Origin of the sequence: Streptomyces sp. LaBMicrA B280 (assembly GCF_049222185.1) — a bacterium.
GTDB lineage: Bacteria > Actinomycetota > Actinomycetes > Streptomycetales > Streptomycetaceae > Streptomyces > Streptomyces murinus.
Genome location: NZ_JBMJCT010000033.1, coordinates 18,238 through 31,780 on the forward strand (window position 1 = coordinate 18,238; position 13,543 = coordinate 31,780).

At 71.8% G+C, this 13,543-nt stretch carries 15 protein-coding genes; 12 read left to right on the forward strand and 3 right to left on the reverse strand.

What is annotated here, in order from left to right; translation table 11 throughout:
• The first annotated feature begins 171 nt into the window (after positions 1–171).
• Positions 172–1,632 carry an aminopeptidase P family protein gene (locus ACLF5H_RS25040; protein WP_421678279.1) on the forward strand — a complete coding sequence of 487 codons (1,461 nt, stop codon included), beginning with the start codon at positions 172–174 and terminating at the stop codon, positions 1,630–1,632.
• A 138-nt stretch (positions 1,633–1,770) separates the two neighbouring features.
• Here the strand turns inward: ACLF5H_RS25040 and ACLF5H_RS25045 are convergent, their stop codons facing one another.
• On the reverse strand, positions 1,771–2,346 hold the full coding sequence (locus ACLF5H_RS25045; protein WP_421678280.1) for a GNAT family N-acetyltransferase: 576 nt from the start codon (positions 2,344–2,346) through the stop codon (positions 1,771–1,773).
• 234 nt (positions 2,347–2,580) lie between these two features.
• Here ACLF5H_RS25045 and ACLF5H_RS25050 point away from each other — a divergent pair, with 234 nt between their 5' ends.
• Positions 2,581–2,928, forward strand: coding sequence for a LuxR C-terminal-related transcriptional regulator (locus ACLF5H_RS25050; protein ID WP_421678281.1), 348 nt, complete (start codon positions 2,581–2,583; stop codon positions 2,926–2,928).
• 42 nt (positions 2,929–2,970) lie between these two features.
• On the opposite strand, the gene ACLF5H_RS25055 is transcribed toward ACLF5H_RS25050, so the two are convergent.
• Positions 2,971–3,456, reverse strand: a complete 486-nt coding sequence (locus tag ACLF5H_RS25055) for a DUF3515 family protein (RefSeq protein ID WP_421678282.1) — start codon at positions 3,454–3,456, stop codon at positions 2,971–2,973.
• A 198-nt stretch (positions 3,457–3,654) separates the two neighbouring features.
• On the opposite strand from ACLF5H_RS25055, the gene ACLF5H_RS25060 reads away from it, so the two are divergent.
• From ACLF5H_RS25060 to ACLF5H_RS25075, 4 genes are all read left to right on the forward strand, one after another.
• Positions 3,655–4,164: an RICIN domain-containing protein gene (locus ACLF5H_RS25060; protein WP_158101452.1), complete on the forward strand. Its 510-nt coding sequence runs from the start codon at positions 3,655–3,657 to the stop codon at positions 4,162–4,164.
• A gap of 135 nt (positions 4,165–4,299) precedes the next feature.
• Complete coding sequence (locus ACLF5H_RS25065; protein ID WP_421678283.1) at positions 4,300–5,514, forward strand: hypothetical protein; 1,215 nt, start codon at positions 4,300–4,302, stop codon at positions 5,512–5,514.
• 98 nt (positions 5,515–5,612) lie between these two features.
• A complete protein-coding gene (locus tag ACLF5H_RS25070; RefSeq protein ID WP_421678284.1) occupies positions 5,613–6,086 on the forward strand; it encodes a hypothetical protein in 474 nt (157 codons plus the stop codon).
• A 13-nt stretch (positions 6,087–6,099) separates the two neighbouring features.
• Positions 6,100–6,642: a TlpA family protein disulfide reductase gene (locus ACLF5H_RS25075; RefSeq protein WP_421678285.1), complete on the forward strand. Its 543-nt coding sequence runs from the start codon at positions 6,100–6,102 to the stop codon at positions 6,640–6,642.
• Positions 6,643–6,661: 19 nt separating this feature from the next.
• Here the strand turns inward: ACLF5H_RS25075 and ACLF5H_RS25080 are convergent, their stop codons facing one another.
• Entirely contained in the window at positions 6,662–7,105 is a 444-nt protein-coding gene (locus ACLF5H_RS25080; protein WP_421678286.1) for an ATP-binding protein, read from the reverse strand.
• A 213-nt stretch (positions 7,106–7,318) separates the two neighbouring features.
• Here ACLF5H_RS25080 and ACLF5H_RS25085 point away from each other — a divergent pair, with 213 nt between their 5' ends.
• The 6 genes from ACLF5H_RS25085 to efeB all read left to right on the forward strand — a co-directional run bounded on the left by ACLF5H_RS25085 (position 7,319) and on the right by efeB (position 13,520).
• A complete protein-coding gene (locus tag ACLF5H_RS25085) occupies positions 7,319–7,936 on the forward strand; it encodes a hypothetical protein (protein WP_421678287.1) in 618 nt (205 codons plus the stop codon).
• Between the two features lie 298 nt (positions 7,937–8,234).
• The gene (locus ACLF5H_RS25090; protein WP_421678288.1) at positions 8,235–9,008 is read left to right on the forward strand and encodes a YcnI family protein; all 774 of its coding nucleotides are present in this window, start codon (positions 8,235–8,237) and stop codon (positions 9,006–9,008) included.
• A 96-nt stretch (positions 9,009–9,104) separates the two neighbouring features.
• Entirely contained in the window at positions 9,105–9,761 is a 657-nt protein-coding gene (locus ACLF5H_RS25095; protein WP_421678289.1) for an SCO family protein, read from the forward strand.
• On the forward strand, positions 9,758–10,222 hold the full coding sequence (locus ACLF5H_RS25100; protein ID WP_421678290.1) for a copper chaperone PCu(A)C: 465 nt from the start codon (positions 9,758–9,760) through the stop codon (positions 10,220–10,222). The genes ACLF5H_RS25095 and ACLF5H_RS25100 overlap by 4 nt, the downstream gene beginning before the upstream one ends.
• Positions 10,223–10,236: 14 nt before the next feature.
• On the forward strand, positions 10,237–12,207 hold the full coding sequence (locus tag ACLF5H_RS25105) for a copper resistance CopC/CopD family protein (RefSeq protein ID WP_421678291.1): 1,971 nt from the start codon (positions 10,237–10,239) through the stop codon (positions 12,205–12,207).
• An 8-nt stretch (positions 12,208–12,215) separates the two neighbouring features.
• Entirely contained in the window at positions 12,216–13,520 is a 1,305-nt protein-coding gene (gene efeB / locus ACLF5H_RS25110) for an iron uptake transporter deferrochelatase/peroxidase subunit (protein ID WP_421678292.1), read from the forward strand.
• The last annotated feature ends 23 nt before the right edge of the window (positions 13,521–13,543 follow it).

Here is a 13,543-nt window from a genome sequence, read left to right on the forward strand (position 1 = left end):
TCACCGCTCAGTGACCACCCGGTGACCAGGCATGACGGGGCATCCGCCCCTGGACGCGTCCCGATACGACCGTACGATGATGGGGGTCCCCGGCTCGGACACGGTCACCCACCGTGGCGAGCCGCACGGACCGCCCCGGGGGAGATCACACGCCGTACCGAGGAGGAACACGTGGCCGACGAACTCATTCCGGCGACCCCGGAAACCGAGTCCGAGGAGCCCATCAAGCAGCGGAAGAACGGCCTGTACCCGGGCGTCTCCGACGAGCTGGCCGAGAACATGCAGTCCGGCTGGGCCGACACCGAGCTGCGTGATCTGAAGCCCATCGAGCAGGCCGCCGAGACCGCGCGCCGCCGCGCCGCGCTCTCCGCGCGCTTCCCGGGCGAGCGTCTGGTGATCCCGGCGGGCAATCTGAAGACCCGCTCGAACGACACGGAGTACGCCTTCCGCTCCTCCGTCGAGTACGCGTACCTCACCGGCAACCAGACGGAGGACGGCGTCCTCGTGCTGGAGCCCGCGGGCGAGGGCCACAGGGCGACCATCTACCTGCTGCCCCGCTCCGACCGCGAGAACGGCGAGTTCTGGCTCGACGGCCAGGGCGAGCTGTGGGTCGGCCGCCGCCACTCCCTCACCGAGTCCGAGGCGCTGTACGGCATCCCCGCCGCCGATGTGCGCGAGCTGGCCGGGAAGCTGGCCGAGGCCACCGGCCCGGTGCGCGTCGTGCGCGGCTACGACGCCGGCGTCGAGGCGGCCCTGACCGACAAGGTCACCGCCGAGCGCGACGAGGAACTGCGCGTCTTCCTCTCCGAGCTGCGCCTGGTCAAGGACGCGTTCGAGATCGGCGAGCTGCAGAAGGCCGTCGACTCCACGGTGCGCGGCTTCGAGGACGTGGTGAAGGTCCTCGACAAGGCCGAGGCCACCAGCGAGCGCTACATCGAGGGCACCTTCTTCCTGCGCGCCCGCGTCGAGGGCAACGACATCGGCTACGGCTCGATCTGCGCCGCGGGCCCGCACGCCTGCACCCTGCACTGGGTCCGCAACGACGGCCCGGTCCGCTCCGGCGACCTGCTGCTGCTCGACGCCGGTGTGGAGACGCACACCCTCTACACCGCCGACGTCACGCGCACGCTGCCGATCAACGGCACGTACAGCGAGCTCCAGAAGAAGGTGTACGACGCGGTGTACGAGGCCCAGGAGGCCGGCATCGCGGCGGTGAAGCCGGGCGCCAAGTTCCGCGACTTCCACGACGCGGCCCAGCGGGTGCTGGCCGCGAAGCTGGTCGAGTGGGGCCTGGTCGAGGGCCCGGTCGAGCGCGTCCTGGAGCTGGGCCTGCAGCGCCGCTGGACCCTGCACGGCACCGGTCACATGCTCGGCATGGACGTCCACGACTGCGCGGTCGCGCGCACCGAGACGTACGTGGACGGCGTCCTGGAGCCGGGCATGGTCCTCACCGTCGAGCCGGGCCTGTACTTCCAGGCGGACGACCTCACCGTGCCCGAGGAGTACCGGGGCGTCGGCGTCCGGATCGAGGACGACATCCTGGTGACGGAGGACGGCAACCAGAACCTCTCGGCCGGGCTGCCGCGGCGCGCCGACGAGGTCGAGTCGTGGATGGCCGCGCTGAGGGGCTGACCTTCGCGCGAGGCGGCCGGGTATCCCAGGGGTGCCCGGCCGCTGTCGTCCGCGGATCCGAGGCCGCCGCCGTCCGCGGGCCCGCGGTCGCCGCCGTCCGCGGGCCGAGGTGGCTGGTTCGCGTGGTTCTCCGCGCCCTCAGCGGGCGTTGCGGAGCGCGGGGTCCTCGTCGTGCAGGATCCGCTGGAACAACCGGCTGTCCCGCCAGCGGCCGTTGATGTGAAGGTACTGGGGCGCCGTCCCGATCAGCCCGAATCCGCACTTCTCCAGGACCCGCTGCGACCCGGTGTTCTCCACCAGCGTGGACGCCTCGATCCGGTGCAGGCCGACCGCGTCCCGGGCGAGCCCGCACACCCGTGACACGGCTGCGCTCGCCAGCCCCCGGCCCTGCCGGTCCGCGGCGACCCAGTAGCCGAGGTACGCGCTGCAGAAGGGCCCCCGGGTGATCCCCGTCAGGGTGATGGCCCCGACGATCCGCCCGCCCTTCTCCTCGAACACCCAGGGCACCACGGCGCCCTCGTCGCGCTGCCGCAGCAGCCCCTCGATCCGCTCCCGCTGCCCCTCCGGCGTGAAGAAGGAGTCCGGCCGCACCGGCTCCCACGGCGCGAGGTGCTCCCGATTCACCGCGTACGCCTGCGCCGACGCCTCCGCGTCCCCCGCACCGAGCGGCCGCAGCGTCACCCCGGCCGCCATCTCCCCGTCGTCGATGTTCATGCCCTCACTATGCGGGGCCGGACCGCCGGCTCAGGGCAGGTATCCGGCGCCGCCTCGTCGAACCCCCGCGCAGAGACCCATCATTTTCAGCCAATCCATCGACCGCGCAGGTAAGTTGCGCAACCGGAAACGGCATGAAGCACGTAAGAACCGACGGGTAAGTTGGCCGTTGGCCGCCGCTACAACCGGGCCACGGGGGTCTGCTGGGAAATGCGGCGTTCAGAAGGGGCCAGAATGACCAACTGGGCCGACGCGACAGGCACTACCTGCCCTTACCGGCGAACCGGCCACGACCCGGAACCCGGCATCGGGCGGCTGGCAGCGCTGACGGACCGGGAAAGAGAGGTTCTCCTGCTGCTGGGGACGGGTGTCGGCAATCGTGAACTGTCCAGGGAACTGGGCATCGCCGAACGCACGGTGAAGGCGCATATCTCGAACATCGTGACGAAGCTGGGGCAACAGACGCGGACACAGGTCGCGATCGTCTCCGCCTTGGCCCACAACGCACTGTGCGACGAGCCGTCCTGCTCCCGGCACCTCGCACTGGCGTCGAGCCGAGGCCAGAAAGCGACGGTCGCGTGACCATGCCGGGGCCGCCCGTCCGACGAGCGGCCCCGGCGCCGCTCACTGGGCGTCCAGACACCGGCCGGTCTTCCGGATGCCCTCCACCAGGGGCGACAGCTCCAGGATCGCCTCATCCGTGCGCACCCCCTGGGCGCGGATGGCGACCTGCGTCGAGGGCGTACGTCCGAACGTCACGATGACCTTGCGATCCGGGGTCGACTGCCGCTCGTCGAGCACCCAGTCGACCCCGTTCGCCTCGAAACACGGATCCGTTGTCGCCGTCGGGCTCGCGACACCGCAGCGCAGGATCACATCCTGGTCGCCCCACACCACCACGCCGTCGAGTCCGACGGACCGGCGCTCCTTGCCCGCCAGCCGCCCCGGCGCCTTCCCGGTGAGTTCCCGGCAGTGCGCGTCCCCCGCATGCGCGGCGGCCGTCAGGCCCCGCGCCGGATCGTCCAGCAGACGGGCCGTCACCCCGCCCCCCACGCCCAGGACCACGATGCCGGCGAGGGCACCAAGAGCGAGGCGGCGTGAGAGCTTCATGGACGGAAGTCGACCCCCTGTGAGTGCGGCGCTACGAGGGCCACCGTAGGGCACCCGAACCAGACGACTCCACACGGGGTACGACCACCCTCCCTTTAGGGCAATGCCCTATCAGACACCTCCCCAACGGACGTAGCGGACATGGCTGGTTCGCGTTTACGTTCATCGCTCGCCATGTCGCTGAAACGGGGAGGACCCATGCGTAAAGCAGCCGGATCACTGCTGCTCACCGCAGTCGCGGCCGGAACGATGACCGGCCTCGCCGCGCCGTCGGCCACTGCCGCGCCGCAGGCCAAGGACCCCTACGCCCATGTACGCCTGGAGCGCGTCTGGGCGGCTCACACGTGCCTGTCCATGGGGGGCAGCACGAAGCAGAACGCTCAGCTCACGGTCGGCAAGTGCTCCGGCGACAAGTCGCAGCGCTGGACCCTCCACCGGATCTACAAGAACGACTCGGTGTTCACCATCAAGAACGACAAGTCGGGCAAGTGCCTGAACGTCGACAGCAAGAGCCGCATCGTCCAGTACACCTGCCACTCCAGCTGGAAGGCGCAGCGCTGGACGCTGGGCGGCTCCCTGATCTGGAGCGCGGCGCGCAACGGCAAGGTCATCGCGTCGAATTCGACGAAGGCCGGCTCCCACCCCTACCTGGAGAAGTCCGGAAGCTCCAACCCGGCCCGCGTACGCCAGGAGTGGGGTCTGTCCTGACCTCTCGGGGGCGGCTTCCGCGCAACGGTCCCGACGGGGCCCTCGGAAGCCGCCCCCTCGTGCGCGCCGTCAAGGACCCAACCCGCCGGTGACGCGGCCGGGTTGGGGAAACCGTTCGATCCAGGGAGTCGATCCGTGAACGTCAACCGCACCATGGGGCGCTGGAGCGCGGCAACCGTGCTGCCCGTAGCCCTCCTCACCGCGTCGGTGGCCACCGGCGGAGCCACCGCCTCGGCCGCCCCCGCGCCGAAGGAGGCCGCGTTCGTCCTCGACGCCGGCACCGGCAGTTTCGCGAGCGGCAGGACCGCCCTCGCCGCCGGCGGTGTGCACACGGTGAGTGCTTACACCGGCAAGGCCACCGACAGCGCGATCCTCGCCGCCGGTTCACAGCACGTCATCGCCGACGTCACCCTCGCCCACTCGCCGAATCGGACCGAGCGCGCCGCCTGGGCCGCCTCCAGCACGTTCGTCGACCTGTCGTGGCCCGACCTCGGCGCCGCGTCCTACACCGTCATCCGGGACGGCAAGGTGATCGCCAGGACCTCCGGGCACAGTCTGCGCGACGACGCGGTCGTGCCCGGCTCCGAGCCCTCCTACCAGATCAGCGGTGACGCGAAGGGCCTTGGCCACACCTGGGGTCTGAACGTCACGGTCCCCACCGGCGACACACCCGCCGCCCTCGCCCAGACCGCCCAAAAGGTCGAGGCCAAGGCCAAGAAGTACACCAAGACCGTGGTGACCTGGCGGTCCTTCATCCGCCAGCCCTGGGTGACCGTGCCCGGCTACGTCAGCAAGGCCTCCGGGTGCAAGTACGGCGGCAACTCCTACAAGTACAAGGGCGACGGCCGGGGCTTCTCCAGCGCCGTCTCCGGCACCTCCTTCCGTGCCGGTGTCCGCGGTGTCGTCTACTGGACGAAGTCCTCCTACGACCTCTTCCCCGAGACCGGCTGGACGAAGGTCTACAAAAAGGGAAAGCTGATCGACAAGCGAAAGGCGTCGACCAAGAAGATCGACTTCCGCACCAAGACCCGGTTCGACGGCAAGACGCGCGCCGTGCACGCCCAGATCGAAGCCACCGACCCCTTCTGCCCCAAGTCCGGTATCCGCCGGGCCGGCATCGGCGTGTACTACGACGCCCGCCTCGCCCGCAACGGTGACTTCTACGTCTCCGGCAGCGCCCGCCCCGCCCCGGACCACGAGATGTACCTCTTCGGCTACACCAGCGGCAGCAAGCACTCCACCAAGACCGTCTACCAGCACAGGATGAGCACCAAGTTGCTCAGCGGCCTGGAGTGCCTCTACTCCCGAGCCTGTGAGCCGAGCACCATCTCCAACATCGGCGGTTACTGACCGGCACGTCGGGGCCGGACGCTCGGCGGCGGCCCGCACGACGAGGGTGGGATGATGACCGTGCCACCGGCTCCGACCAGGGGCCTGAAAGGAGCGCCATGATATTCACCCCCTGGCGCAGCGCGCTCACGTACGCCGCCTGGGTCACCGTGGTCTCATGGCTCACCGGGTCCGTGGTGCTGGCCGGTTATGCGCTCGCGTTCGACGACCGGCTCGGACCCACCGGGCCCGAGCCGCTCACGTGGTGCAGGGACCAGGCCGTCTTCCTGGTCATCTGCACCGCGGTGCTCACCCTGGCCCGCCGTCTGCTCTCTCCGCTGCCCCGTTGGCGGACGGTCCTCGTCGACGGCGTCCTCTACATGCTGGTCCTCGGCATCGCCAACGCGGCGCCCTACGGAGGGGTCAACCCGGGGGAACTCCTGGACGCCGCGGCGCTGTATTCGTTCTTCGGGCTCTTCACGCTCCAACTGCCCACCGCCTGGTGCCTGTCCGCGGTGCGCTCGGGCAAGCTCGACGCCGTCCTGAAGAAGCGTTACACCCTCGACGGCAATGAGCGGTCCGCGGCAGGGTGACATCCTCGTCATCATGAACATCGCGAAAGCCGCCGGCCTCGTCCTGGCCCTGCTGATGGCATCGGGTTGCGCGGGCCCCCGGCTGGACGACGGCCAAGCGGCCCCCCTGCAGGAGACGTTCGCCCCGGCCGACCGCGAGAAGATGCCCGACCTGGCGGGAACCGCGATCGACGGCCGCCCGATCGCCGTGCACGACTACCGGGGCGATGTGCTCGTCGTGAACGCGTGGGCGTCCTGGTGCGGCCCCTGCCGGGCCGAGGCCCCTGACCTCTCCGCCGTGCAGACCGCCCTGCACACCCGGGGCGTACGCGTCATGGGCGTCGACACCGACGCCTCGAGGACAGCCGGTGCGGCCTTCGCCCGCGAGCACCACGTCACCTACCGCAGCCTCCACGACCCGAAGACCGCCCAGCTCCTGCGCATCCCCAAGGGTCTGGTCAGCCCGCAGGGCTACCCCTACACCTTCGTCGTCGACCGGCAGGGCCGGATCGCGGCGGCCCGGATGGGCCAGATCAGCCGCGCGGAACTGACCGCGCTGGTCGAACCGCTGCTCTGATCACCGGACATGACCGGGGCTACACCGCCAGCAGCGGGGCGTCGTCGCGCCACTTGAGGATCTTGTCGAAGCTGACCACCGTGCCGTGCCGGCCGGGCTTGGGGCCGATGTGGACGTGGTCGGCGAGCTCGCGGATCAGACAGAGGCCGCGGCCGTGCTCGGCGTCCGGGCGGGCGGGGCGCAGTTCCCGGGTGTGCTGGAAGCCGGGGCCGGAGTCGGCCACCTCGATACGGCACTTCTCCCCGTCGAGGTACGCGGTCACCCGGTACACCGCCGAGGTGCCGTCACCGCCGTCGCCGCCGTGCTCGACGGCGTTCGCGCACGCCTCGCTGAGGGCGACGGAGAGGTCGTAGGAGATCTCCGGATCCACCCCAGCCGTCTCCATGGTGCCGATCAGGAGCCGCCGCGCGAGCGGCACGCTGGCGGCCTCACGGCGCAGATGGAGTGACCACCAGATGCTCATGCTCCAGCCTCCAGGCCGCGGCTCGACATACCGATACCTATTGCCGCCCATAGGTGGCCGTAAGCACACCGTTGACGTGACTCCGCCCATACAGCCGATGCGTCCCGGGAGGAATCGGTGTATGCGGGGACGTACCTCTTCGGCCGGCCGGGGAACGCTTTGCCCGGACCTGACGTAGGACGGCGCGGGGCGCGGTGGGATGATGAGCCCGCCATGTCTGCCCCTCACGCGCGCACGGCGCGTCCCGGAGCCGGGCTCCGGATGCTGCGGGCCGCGGTCTTCGCCGCGGTCTGCGTCGTGCTGGCCGCGGCCGGGCACACCCTGGCCTCCTGCGCGAGCGTGCCGCTGTGGACGCTCGGCGCGGGCTTCCTCGGCTCCCTGCTGCTCGTGATCCCGCTCGCCGGGCGGGCCCGCTCGCTGCCGGGCATCGCCGCGCTCCTCACCCTCGGCCAGACCGCGCTGCACACGCTGTTCGGACTGGGCCAGCACGGGGCGGGCATGGCCATGGGCGGAATGCCGATGGGGCAGAGCGCTCCGGGCAAAACCACGCTCGGCGACGCCGCCCTGGTCGATCAGGCCGCCCGGCTGCTGTGCGGGGCGAACGCCGCCGCGCTCACTCCCGGCCACGCCTTCCACATCCTGCTCGCCGCCCGCCTCATCGACCGCTCGGGCCGCCCCGTGGCCGGGGCCCCGCTGCCCATGCCGCACGCGGCCGACGCCACCGGCGCCTCCGCCGCGCTGCTGCCCTCGCTGCCGATGCTGCTCGGCCACCTCCTCGCGGCCGTCGCCGTCGGCTGGCTGCATGAACTGGTGCGACGGCAGCTGGCGTAGGGCGGTCGGCACCCGCGTGCGCGACGACGAGATCGGACTCACCACGTCCCGGGCCCGGCCCGCCACGCGAGGGGCCACCACCGGACCTGTGCTCTTCCGATCTACCCTCGCACTCCAGCACTCGGTGATCCGGCGCGGCCCGCCCGCCGCCGGACTGCGACTCGCCGCCTGACGCGACGCGCCCGCCCCCTGCCCCGAGACAGCTCCGGGTCCGAGGAGACGGCCGCCGTCGCGCGGCCCGCGCGCGCCCGCGCGCCCTCCTTCCCCACCGGAACTCTCACCATGGAGTGCTCCTGCCATGCAGGTTTCCCAGCTCGTCCCCAGCCTCGCCGCCGGCCGTCCCGCCTTCCGCCGTACGGCCGCCCGGGTCGCCGCCGGTGCCGCCGTCGCCGGCACCGCCGTACTCGCCCTGTCCGCCCCCGCCTTCGCGCATGTGACCGTGCAGCCCGAGGGCGCCGCGGCCAAGGGCGGCTACGCGGTCGTCGACTTCAAGGTCCCCAACGAGCGTGACAACGCCTCGACCACCAAGGTCGAGGTGAACCTCCCCGCCGACCACCCGCTGGCCTCCGTCATGGCCCAGCCCATCCCCGGCTGGAGCGTGCAGCTCACCAAGTCCAAGCTCGCCAAGCCGCTGACCGTGCACGGCGACAAGATCGACCAAGCCGTCACCAAGATCACCTGGACCGCCGACGGCAAGGGCATCGAGCCCGGCTACTTCCAGAAGTTCCCGCTCTCCGTCGGCGCCCTGCCCGACAACACCGACCAGCTCGTGTTCAAGGCGCTCCAGACGTACTCGGACCACGAGGTCGTGCGCTGGATCGAGGTGCCGCAGGCGGGCCAGGACGAGCCGCAGAACCCGGCGCCGGTGCTCCAGCTGACCGCGGCGGCCGACGAGCACGGCGCGGCGGCCGCCCAGAACGCGTCCGACGACAAGAAGGAGAACACGGCCGCCGCCCCGGCCTCCGGCGGCGGCAGTGACACCACCGCCCGGGTGCTCGGCGTCGCCGGGATCGTCGTCGGCGCCGCGGGCGTGGCCTACGGCGTACTGGCCGGCCGCCGCCGCACCGCCTAGCCCCACCGTTCCGCAGCGCGCGCCGGGGCCGTGCCAGGCTTGGCCCCCGTACGACCCCGACGCGCGCCGGAGTTCTCACATCTGGGACATTTCTCTATGCGCAAGAAGACGTTCGCCGCGGCCGCGCTGCTCGCCGCCGCCACCCTGACCCTCTCCGCCTGCGGCAGCCAGAAGGCCGACTCGTCGGTGGTCTCCTCCGTCTCGCAGGAGTCCGGCGGCAGCGGTCCCGTCACCGTCCTCGACCAGCCCTGGGACAAGCCCGGCCTGGTCCTGACGGACACCCACGGCAAGAAGTACGACCTCCGCAAGGAGACCCAGGGCCACCCGACCCTGCTCTACTTCGGCTACACGCACTGCCCCGACATCTGTCCGACGACGATGAGCAACATCGCCGTCGCCGCCCAGAAGTCGCTGACCCCGGCCCAGCGCGCCGATCTGCGGGTCGTGTTCGTCACCACGGACCCCGGGCGCGACACCCCGGCCACGCTCGGCAGCTGGCTCAAGGGCATCGACCCCCGGTTCATCGGCCTGACCGGCGACTTCAAGACCATCCAGACCGCCGCCCGCTCCGTCGGCATCTCCGTCGAGCCCACGACGAAGAACAAGTCCGGCCAGCTCGTCTCCATGCACGGCACCCAGGTGGTCGCCTTCTCGCCGAAGAACGACGGTGGATACGCCTTCTTCGACGACCAGGCCACGGTCGACGACTACATCAAGGACCTGCCCAAGATCGTCCAGGGAGCCAAGCCGTGAACCGCCGACCCCTCGTCCCGGCCGCGGCACTCGCGGGCGCCCTCGCTCTCGCGGGCTGCTCCGGCTCGGGCTCCTCGGACACCTCCAAGGCCGAACTGTCGGTCAGCGGCACCTACATGCCGCAGCCCGTCTCCGCCGACATGGCCGCCGGCTTCCTGACGATCACCAACAAGGGCGGCACGAAGGACGAGCTGACCAAGGTGAGCAGCACCGCGGCCGGCCAGGTCACCATGCACAGCACCATGGGCGGCGAGATGCGGGAGCAGTCCTCCTTCGCCATACCCGCCCACGGCCGGCTCGTCTTCAGAAGCGGTGGCAACCACCTGATGTTCGAGCAGCTCCGGCAGCGGCCGAAGCAGGGCCAGACGGTCACCCTGAAGCTCACCTTCGCCAAGAGCGGGCCCGTCACCGTCGAGATGCCGGTGAAGTCCGCCACGTACCACCCGACGACCGGCAACTGAGGGAAGGGACCACCGTGACCCGGACCATCACCCCCCGCCCGCGGACCCTGGTGCTGCTGCTCCTCGCCGCCCTGGGTGCCCTGCTCGCGGGCGCCGCACCGGCCTCCGCGCACGCGGCGCTGACCGGCAGCGACCCCGCGCAGGGGGTGGTGGTCCAGCAGCCGCCCGCCCGGGTCTCGCTCACCTTCTCCGAGAAGGTCGCGATGAACGGGGACTCGCTGCGCGTCCTCGACCCCAAGGGCAAGCCCGTCCAGACCGGCGCCCCCGACAACGTGCGCGGCACGACGTACGCCGTGCGGCTCAAGGGCGGCCTCGGCAAGGGCACGTACACGGTGACCTACGAGGTCGTCTCCGCCGACAGCCACCCGGTGGCCGGCGCCTACACGTTCTCCATCGGGGCGCCCTCGCGGACCGTGGTCTCCGGCGGCGGTCCGACCGTGGGCGGCGGGGTCGTCGGCGGCCTCTACCAGGTCGGGCGGTACGTGTCGTACGCCGGATACATCGTGCTCGTGGGCGGCGCGGCCTTCGTGCTGCTGTGCTGGCGGCGCGGCGCGGGCGTACGGGCGCTGCAACGGCTGGTCGTCGGCGGCTGGCTGGCGCTGACCGCGGCCACCCTGGGGCTGCTGCTCCTGCGCGGCTCGTACACCACCACCGGGAAGGTCGCCGACGTCTTCGACCTCGGGCTGCTCGGCCAGGTGCTGGAGACCAAGCCGGGGGCCGCGCTGGTCTCCCGGCTGCTGCTGCTCGCCGCCGCCGCGCTGTTCATCGCCGTCCTCTTCGGCACCTACCAGCGGCGCGAGGAGGGTGCGGAGAAGCGGGACCTGACCTTCGGGCTCGGGATCGGGGGCCTGGTCGTCGCGGCCGGGCTCGCGACCAGCTGGGCGATGTCCGAGCACGCCTCGGTGGGGCTCCAGCCGGGCATCGCCATGCCGGTCGACGTCGTCCATCTGCTCGCCGTCGCCGCCTGGCTGGGCGGGCTCACCGCGCTGCTGGTCGCCCTGTACCGGGCGCCCGCCGGGGCGCCGGTCGAGGCCGCCGCCGTACGCCGCTTCTCCCGGCTGGCCTTCGCCTCCGTGGTGGCCCTCGTCGCCACCGGCGTCTATCAGTCCTGGCGCCAGCTCGGTTCCTGGTCCGCCTTCACCGACACCCGGTACGGGCAGCTGCTGCTGGCCAAGATCGCCCTGGTGGTGGTCATGGTGGGCCTCGCGTCCGTGTCACGGCGCTGGACGGGGCGGCTCGCGGATCAGGGCGCGGAGGGGGAACGGGCCGCTGACGCGGCGGGCACCGAGAAGGAGTCGGTCCCCGCGGCGAAGGCGACCACCGGTCAGGACACGGCGGCGCCGGGCACGGGCACGGGCACGGTGGACGCGGAGGCATCCGGCCCCGGCTCCGCTCCCGAGGACTCCGGTGACTCCCGCCGCGCCGCCCAGCTCGCCCGGCAGCGCGCCGCGGTGGACGCCACCCGGCGAAAGCGGCTGCGGGACGGCGACACGGACCGCTACGGGCTGCGCCGCTCGGTGCTCGCCGAGGCCGCCGTCGCGGTCGTCCTGCTCGCCGTCACCACCGCCCTGACCCAGACCGAGCCCGGCCGCACCGAGCAGGAGGCCAAGGCCGCCACCGGCGCCGTCACGGCACCCGCGAACGGCAGCCTGTCCCTGAGCCTGCCCTTCGACACGGGCGGCGCGGACGGCAAGGGCGTGGTCGCCCTCGACATCGACCCCGCCCACGCGGGCGCCAACTCGCTGCACCTCTTCGTCCGCAAGCCCGGCGGACAGCTCTTCGACGTCCCCGAGGTGAAGATCGCCCTCACCCTGGAGGCGAAGAAGATCGGCCCCCTCTCCGTGGCCCCCGAGCACAGCACCACCGGCCACTGGTCGGCGGACGGGGTGCAGATCCCGATGGCCGGCGACTGGAAGGTCGATGTCACCGTCCGCACCTCCGACATCGACGAAGTGACCGTCTCCAAGAACGCGCAGATCGGCTGACTCAGACCATGACCGACCAGTCCACCCAGCAGGCCCGCACTCCCAGGTCCCCGGCGTCCGGGGCCACGGCGTCCGGGGCCACGGCGTCCGGGGCCCGTTCCGGGGGTGTCTCCCGGCGGGCCCTGCTCGGCACCGCGGGCGCCACCGGGCTGGTGCTCGGCGCGGCGGGAGGGGCCGTCGGTTATGCCGCCGCGCCCGCCCCGGCCACCCCGCTCACCTCGGTGGGCTCCGGCCGCGCGTTGTTTCACGTGAAACACCAGCCCGGCATCACCGAGGGCCTCCAGGCGTGCGGTCATCTCATCGCCTTCGATCTGGCGGCGGGCGCGGGCCGCAAGGAGGCGGCGGCCCTGCTGCGCCGCTGGTCGGCGACGGCCGAGCGGCTGATGGCGGGCGAGCCGGCCCCGCACGACGACACCGATGTGTCCCGGGACGCGGGCCCCTCCTCCCTGACGGTCACCTTCGGCTTCGGCAACAGCTTCTTCACCCGCACCGGCCTGGAGAAGCAGCGGCCCGGCGCCCTCGATCCGCTGCCCGACTTCTCCTCCGACCATCTGGACAAGGCGCGCAGCGACGGCGATCTGTGGGTGCAGATCGGCGCGAACGACGCCCTGGTCGCCTTCCACGCCCTGCGCGCGATCCAGAAGGACGCCGGGGCGGCCGCACGGGTGCGCTGGCAGATGAACGGCTTCAACCGCACCCCGGGCGCCACCGCCCGCCCGATGACGGCCCGCAACCTCATGGGCCAGATCGACGGCACGGGCAATCCGAAGCCGACGGACGCCGCCTTCGACAAGCAGATCTTCGTGCCCGCCTCGGGCGAGCCCGCCTGGATGGCGAACGGTTCCTACGCCGTCGTACGGCGGATCCGCATGCTCCTGGACGACTGGGAGAAGCTGCCCGTCGCCGCCCAGGAGCAGGTCATCGGGCGCCGCAAGGCGGACGGGGCACCGCTGACCGGGGGGCACGAGACCTCCCCGATGGAGCTGGAGAAGACCGACGCCAAGGGCGACTACGTGATCGCGCTCGACGCGCACGCGCGGATCACCCGGCCGGACAAGAACGGCGGGGCGGCGATGCTGCGGCGCCCGTTCTCGTACCACGACGGCATCGACGCGGACGGGGTGCCGGACGCCGGGCTGCTCTTCGTGTGCTGGCAGGCGGACCCACTGCTGGGCTTCGTGCCGGTGCAGCGCAAGCTCGACCGGGGCGACGCCCTGTCGCGGTTCATCCGGCACGAGTCGAGCGCGCTGTTCGCGGTGCCGGGCGGGGCGGCGCAGGGCGAGTACGTGGGACAGCGGCTGCTGGAGGGCTGAGCAGGGCCCCCACCGATCCCCTT

What these genes read in the sequence shown, in the direction of transcription:
- ACLF5H_RS25045 (WP_421678280.1), bottom strand. Translation starts at nt 2,346, where the DNA reads ATGAACATCGACGACGGGGAGATGGCGGCCGGGGTGACGCTGCGGCCG.
- ACLF5H_RS25050 (WP_421678281.1), top strand. Translation starts at nt 2,581, where the DNA reads ATGACCAACTGGGCCGACGCGACAGGCACTACCTGCCCTTACCGGCGA.
- ACLF5H_RS25055 (WP_421678282.1), bottom strand. Translation starts at nt 3,456, where the DNA reads ATGAAGCTCTCACGCCGCCTCGCTCTTGGTGCCCTCGCCGGCATCGTG.
- ACLF5H_RS25060 (WP_158101452.1), top strand. Translation starts at nt 3,655, where the DNA reads ATGCGTAAAGCAGCCGGATCACTGCTGCTCACCGCAGTCGCGGCCGGA.
- ACLF5H_RS25070 (WP_421678284.1), top strand. Translation starts at nt 5,613, where the DNA reads ATGATATTCACCCCCTGGCGCAGCGCGCTCACGTACGCCGCCTGGGTC.
- ACLF5H_RS25075 (WP_421678285.1), top strand. Translation starts at nt 6,100, where the DNA reads ATGAACATCGCGAAAGCCGCCGGCCTCGTCCTGGCCCTGCTGATGGCA.
- ACLF5H_RS25080 (WP_421678286.1), bottom strand. Translation starts at nt 7,105, where the DNA reads ATGAGCATCTGGTGGTCACTCCATCTGCGCCGTGAGGCCGCCAGCGTG.
- ACLF5H_RS25085 (WP_421678287.1), top strand. Translation starts at nt 7,319, where the DNA reads ATGTCTGCCCCTCACGCGCGCACGGCGCGTCCCGGAGCCGGGCTCCGG.
- ACLF5H_RS25090 (WP_421678288.1), top strand. Translation starts at nt 8,235, where the DNA reads ATGCAGGTTTCCCAGCTCGTCCCCAGCCTCGCCGCCGGCCGTCCCGCC.
- ACLF5H_RS25095 (WP_421678289.1), top strand. Translation starts at nt 9,105, where the DNA reads ATGCGCAAGAAGACGTTCGCCGCGGCCGCGCTGCTCGCCGCCGCCACC.
- efeB (WP_421678292.1), top strand. Translation starts at nt 12,216, where the DNA reads ATGACCGACCAGTCCACCCAGCAGGCCCGCACTCCCAGGTCCCCGGCG.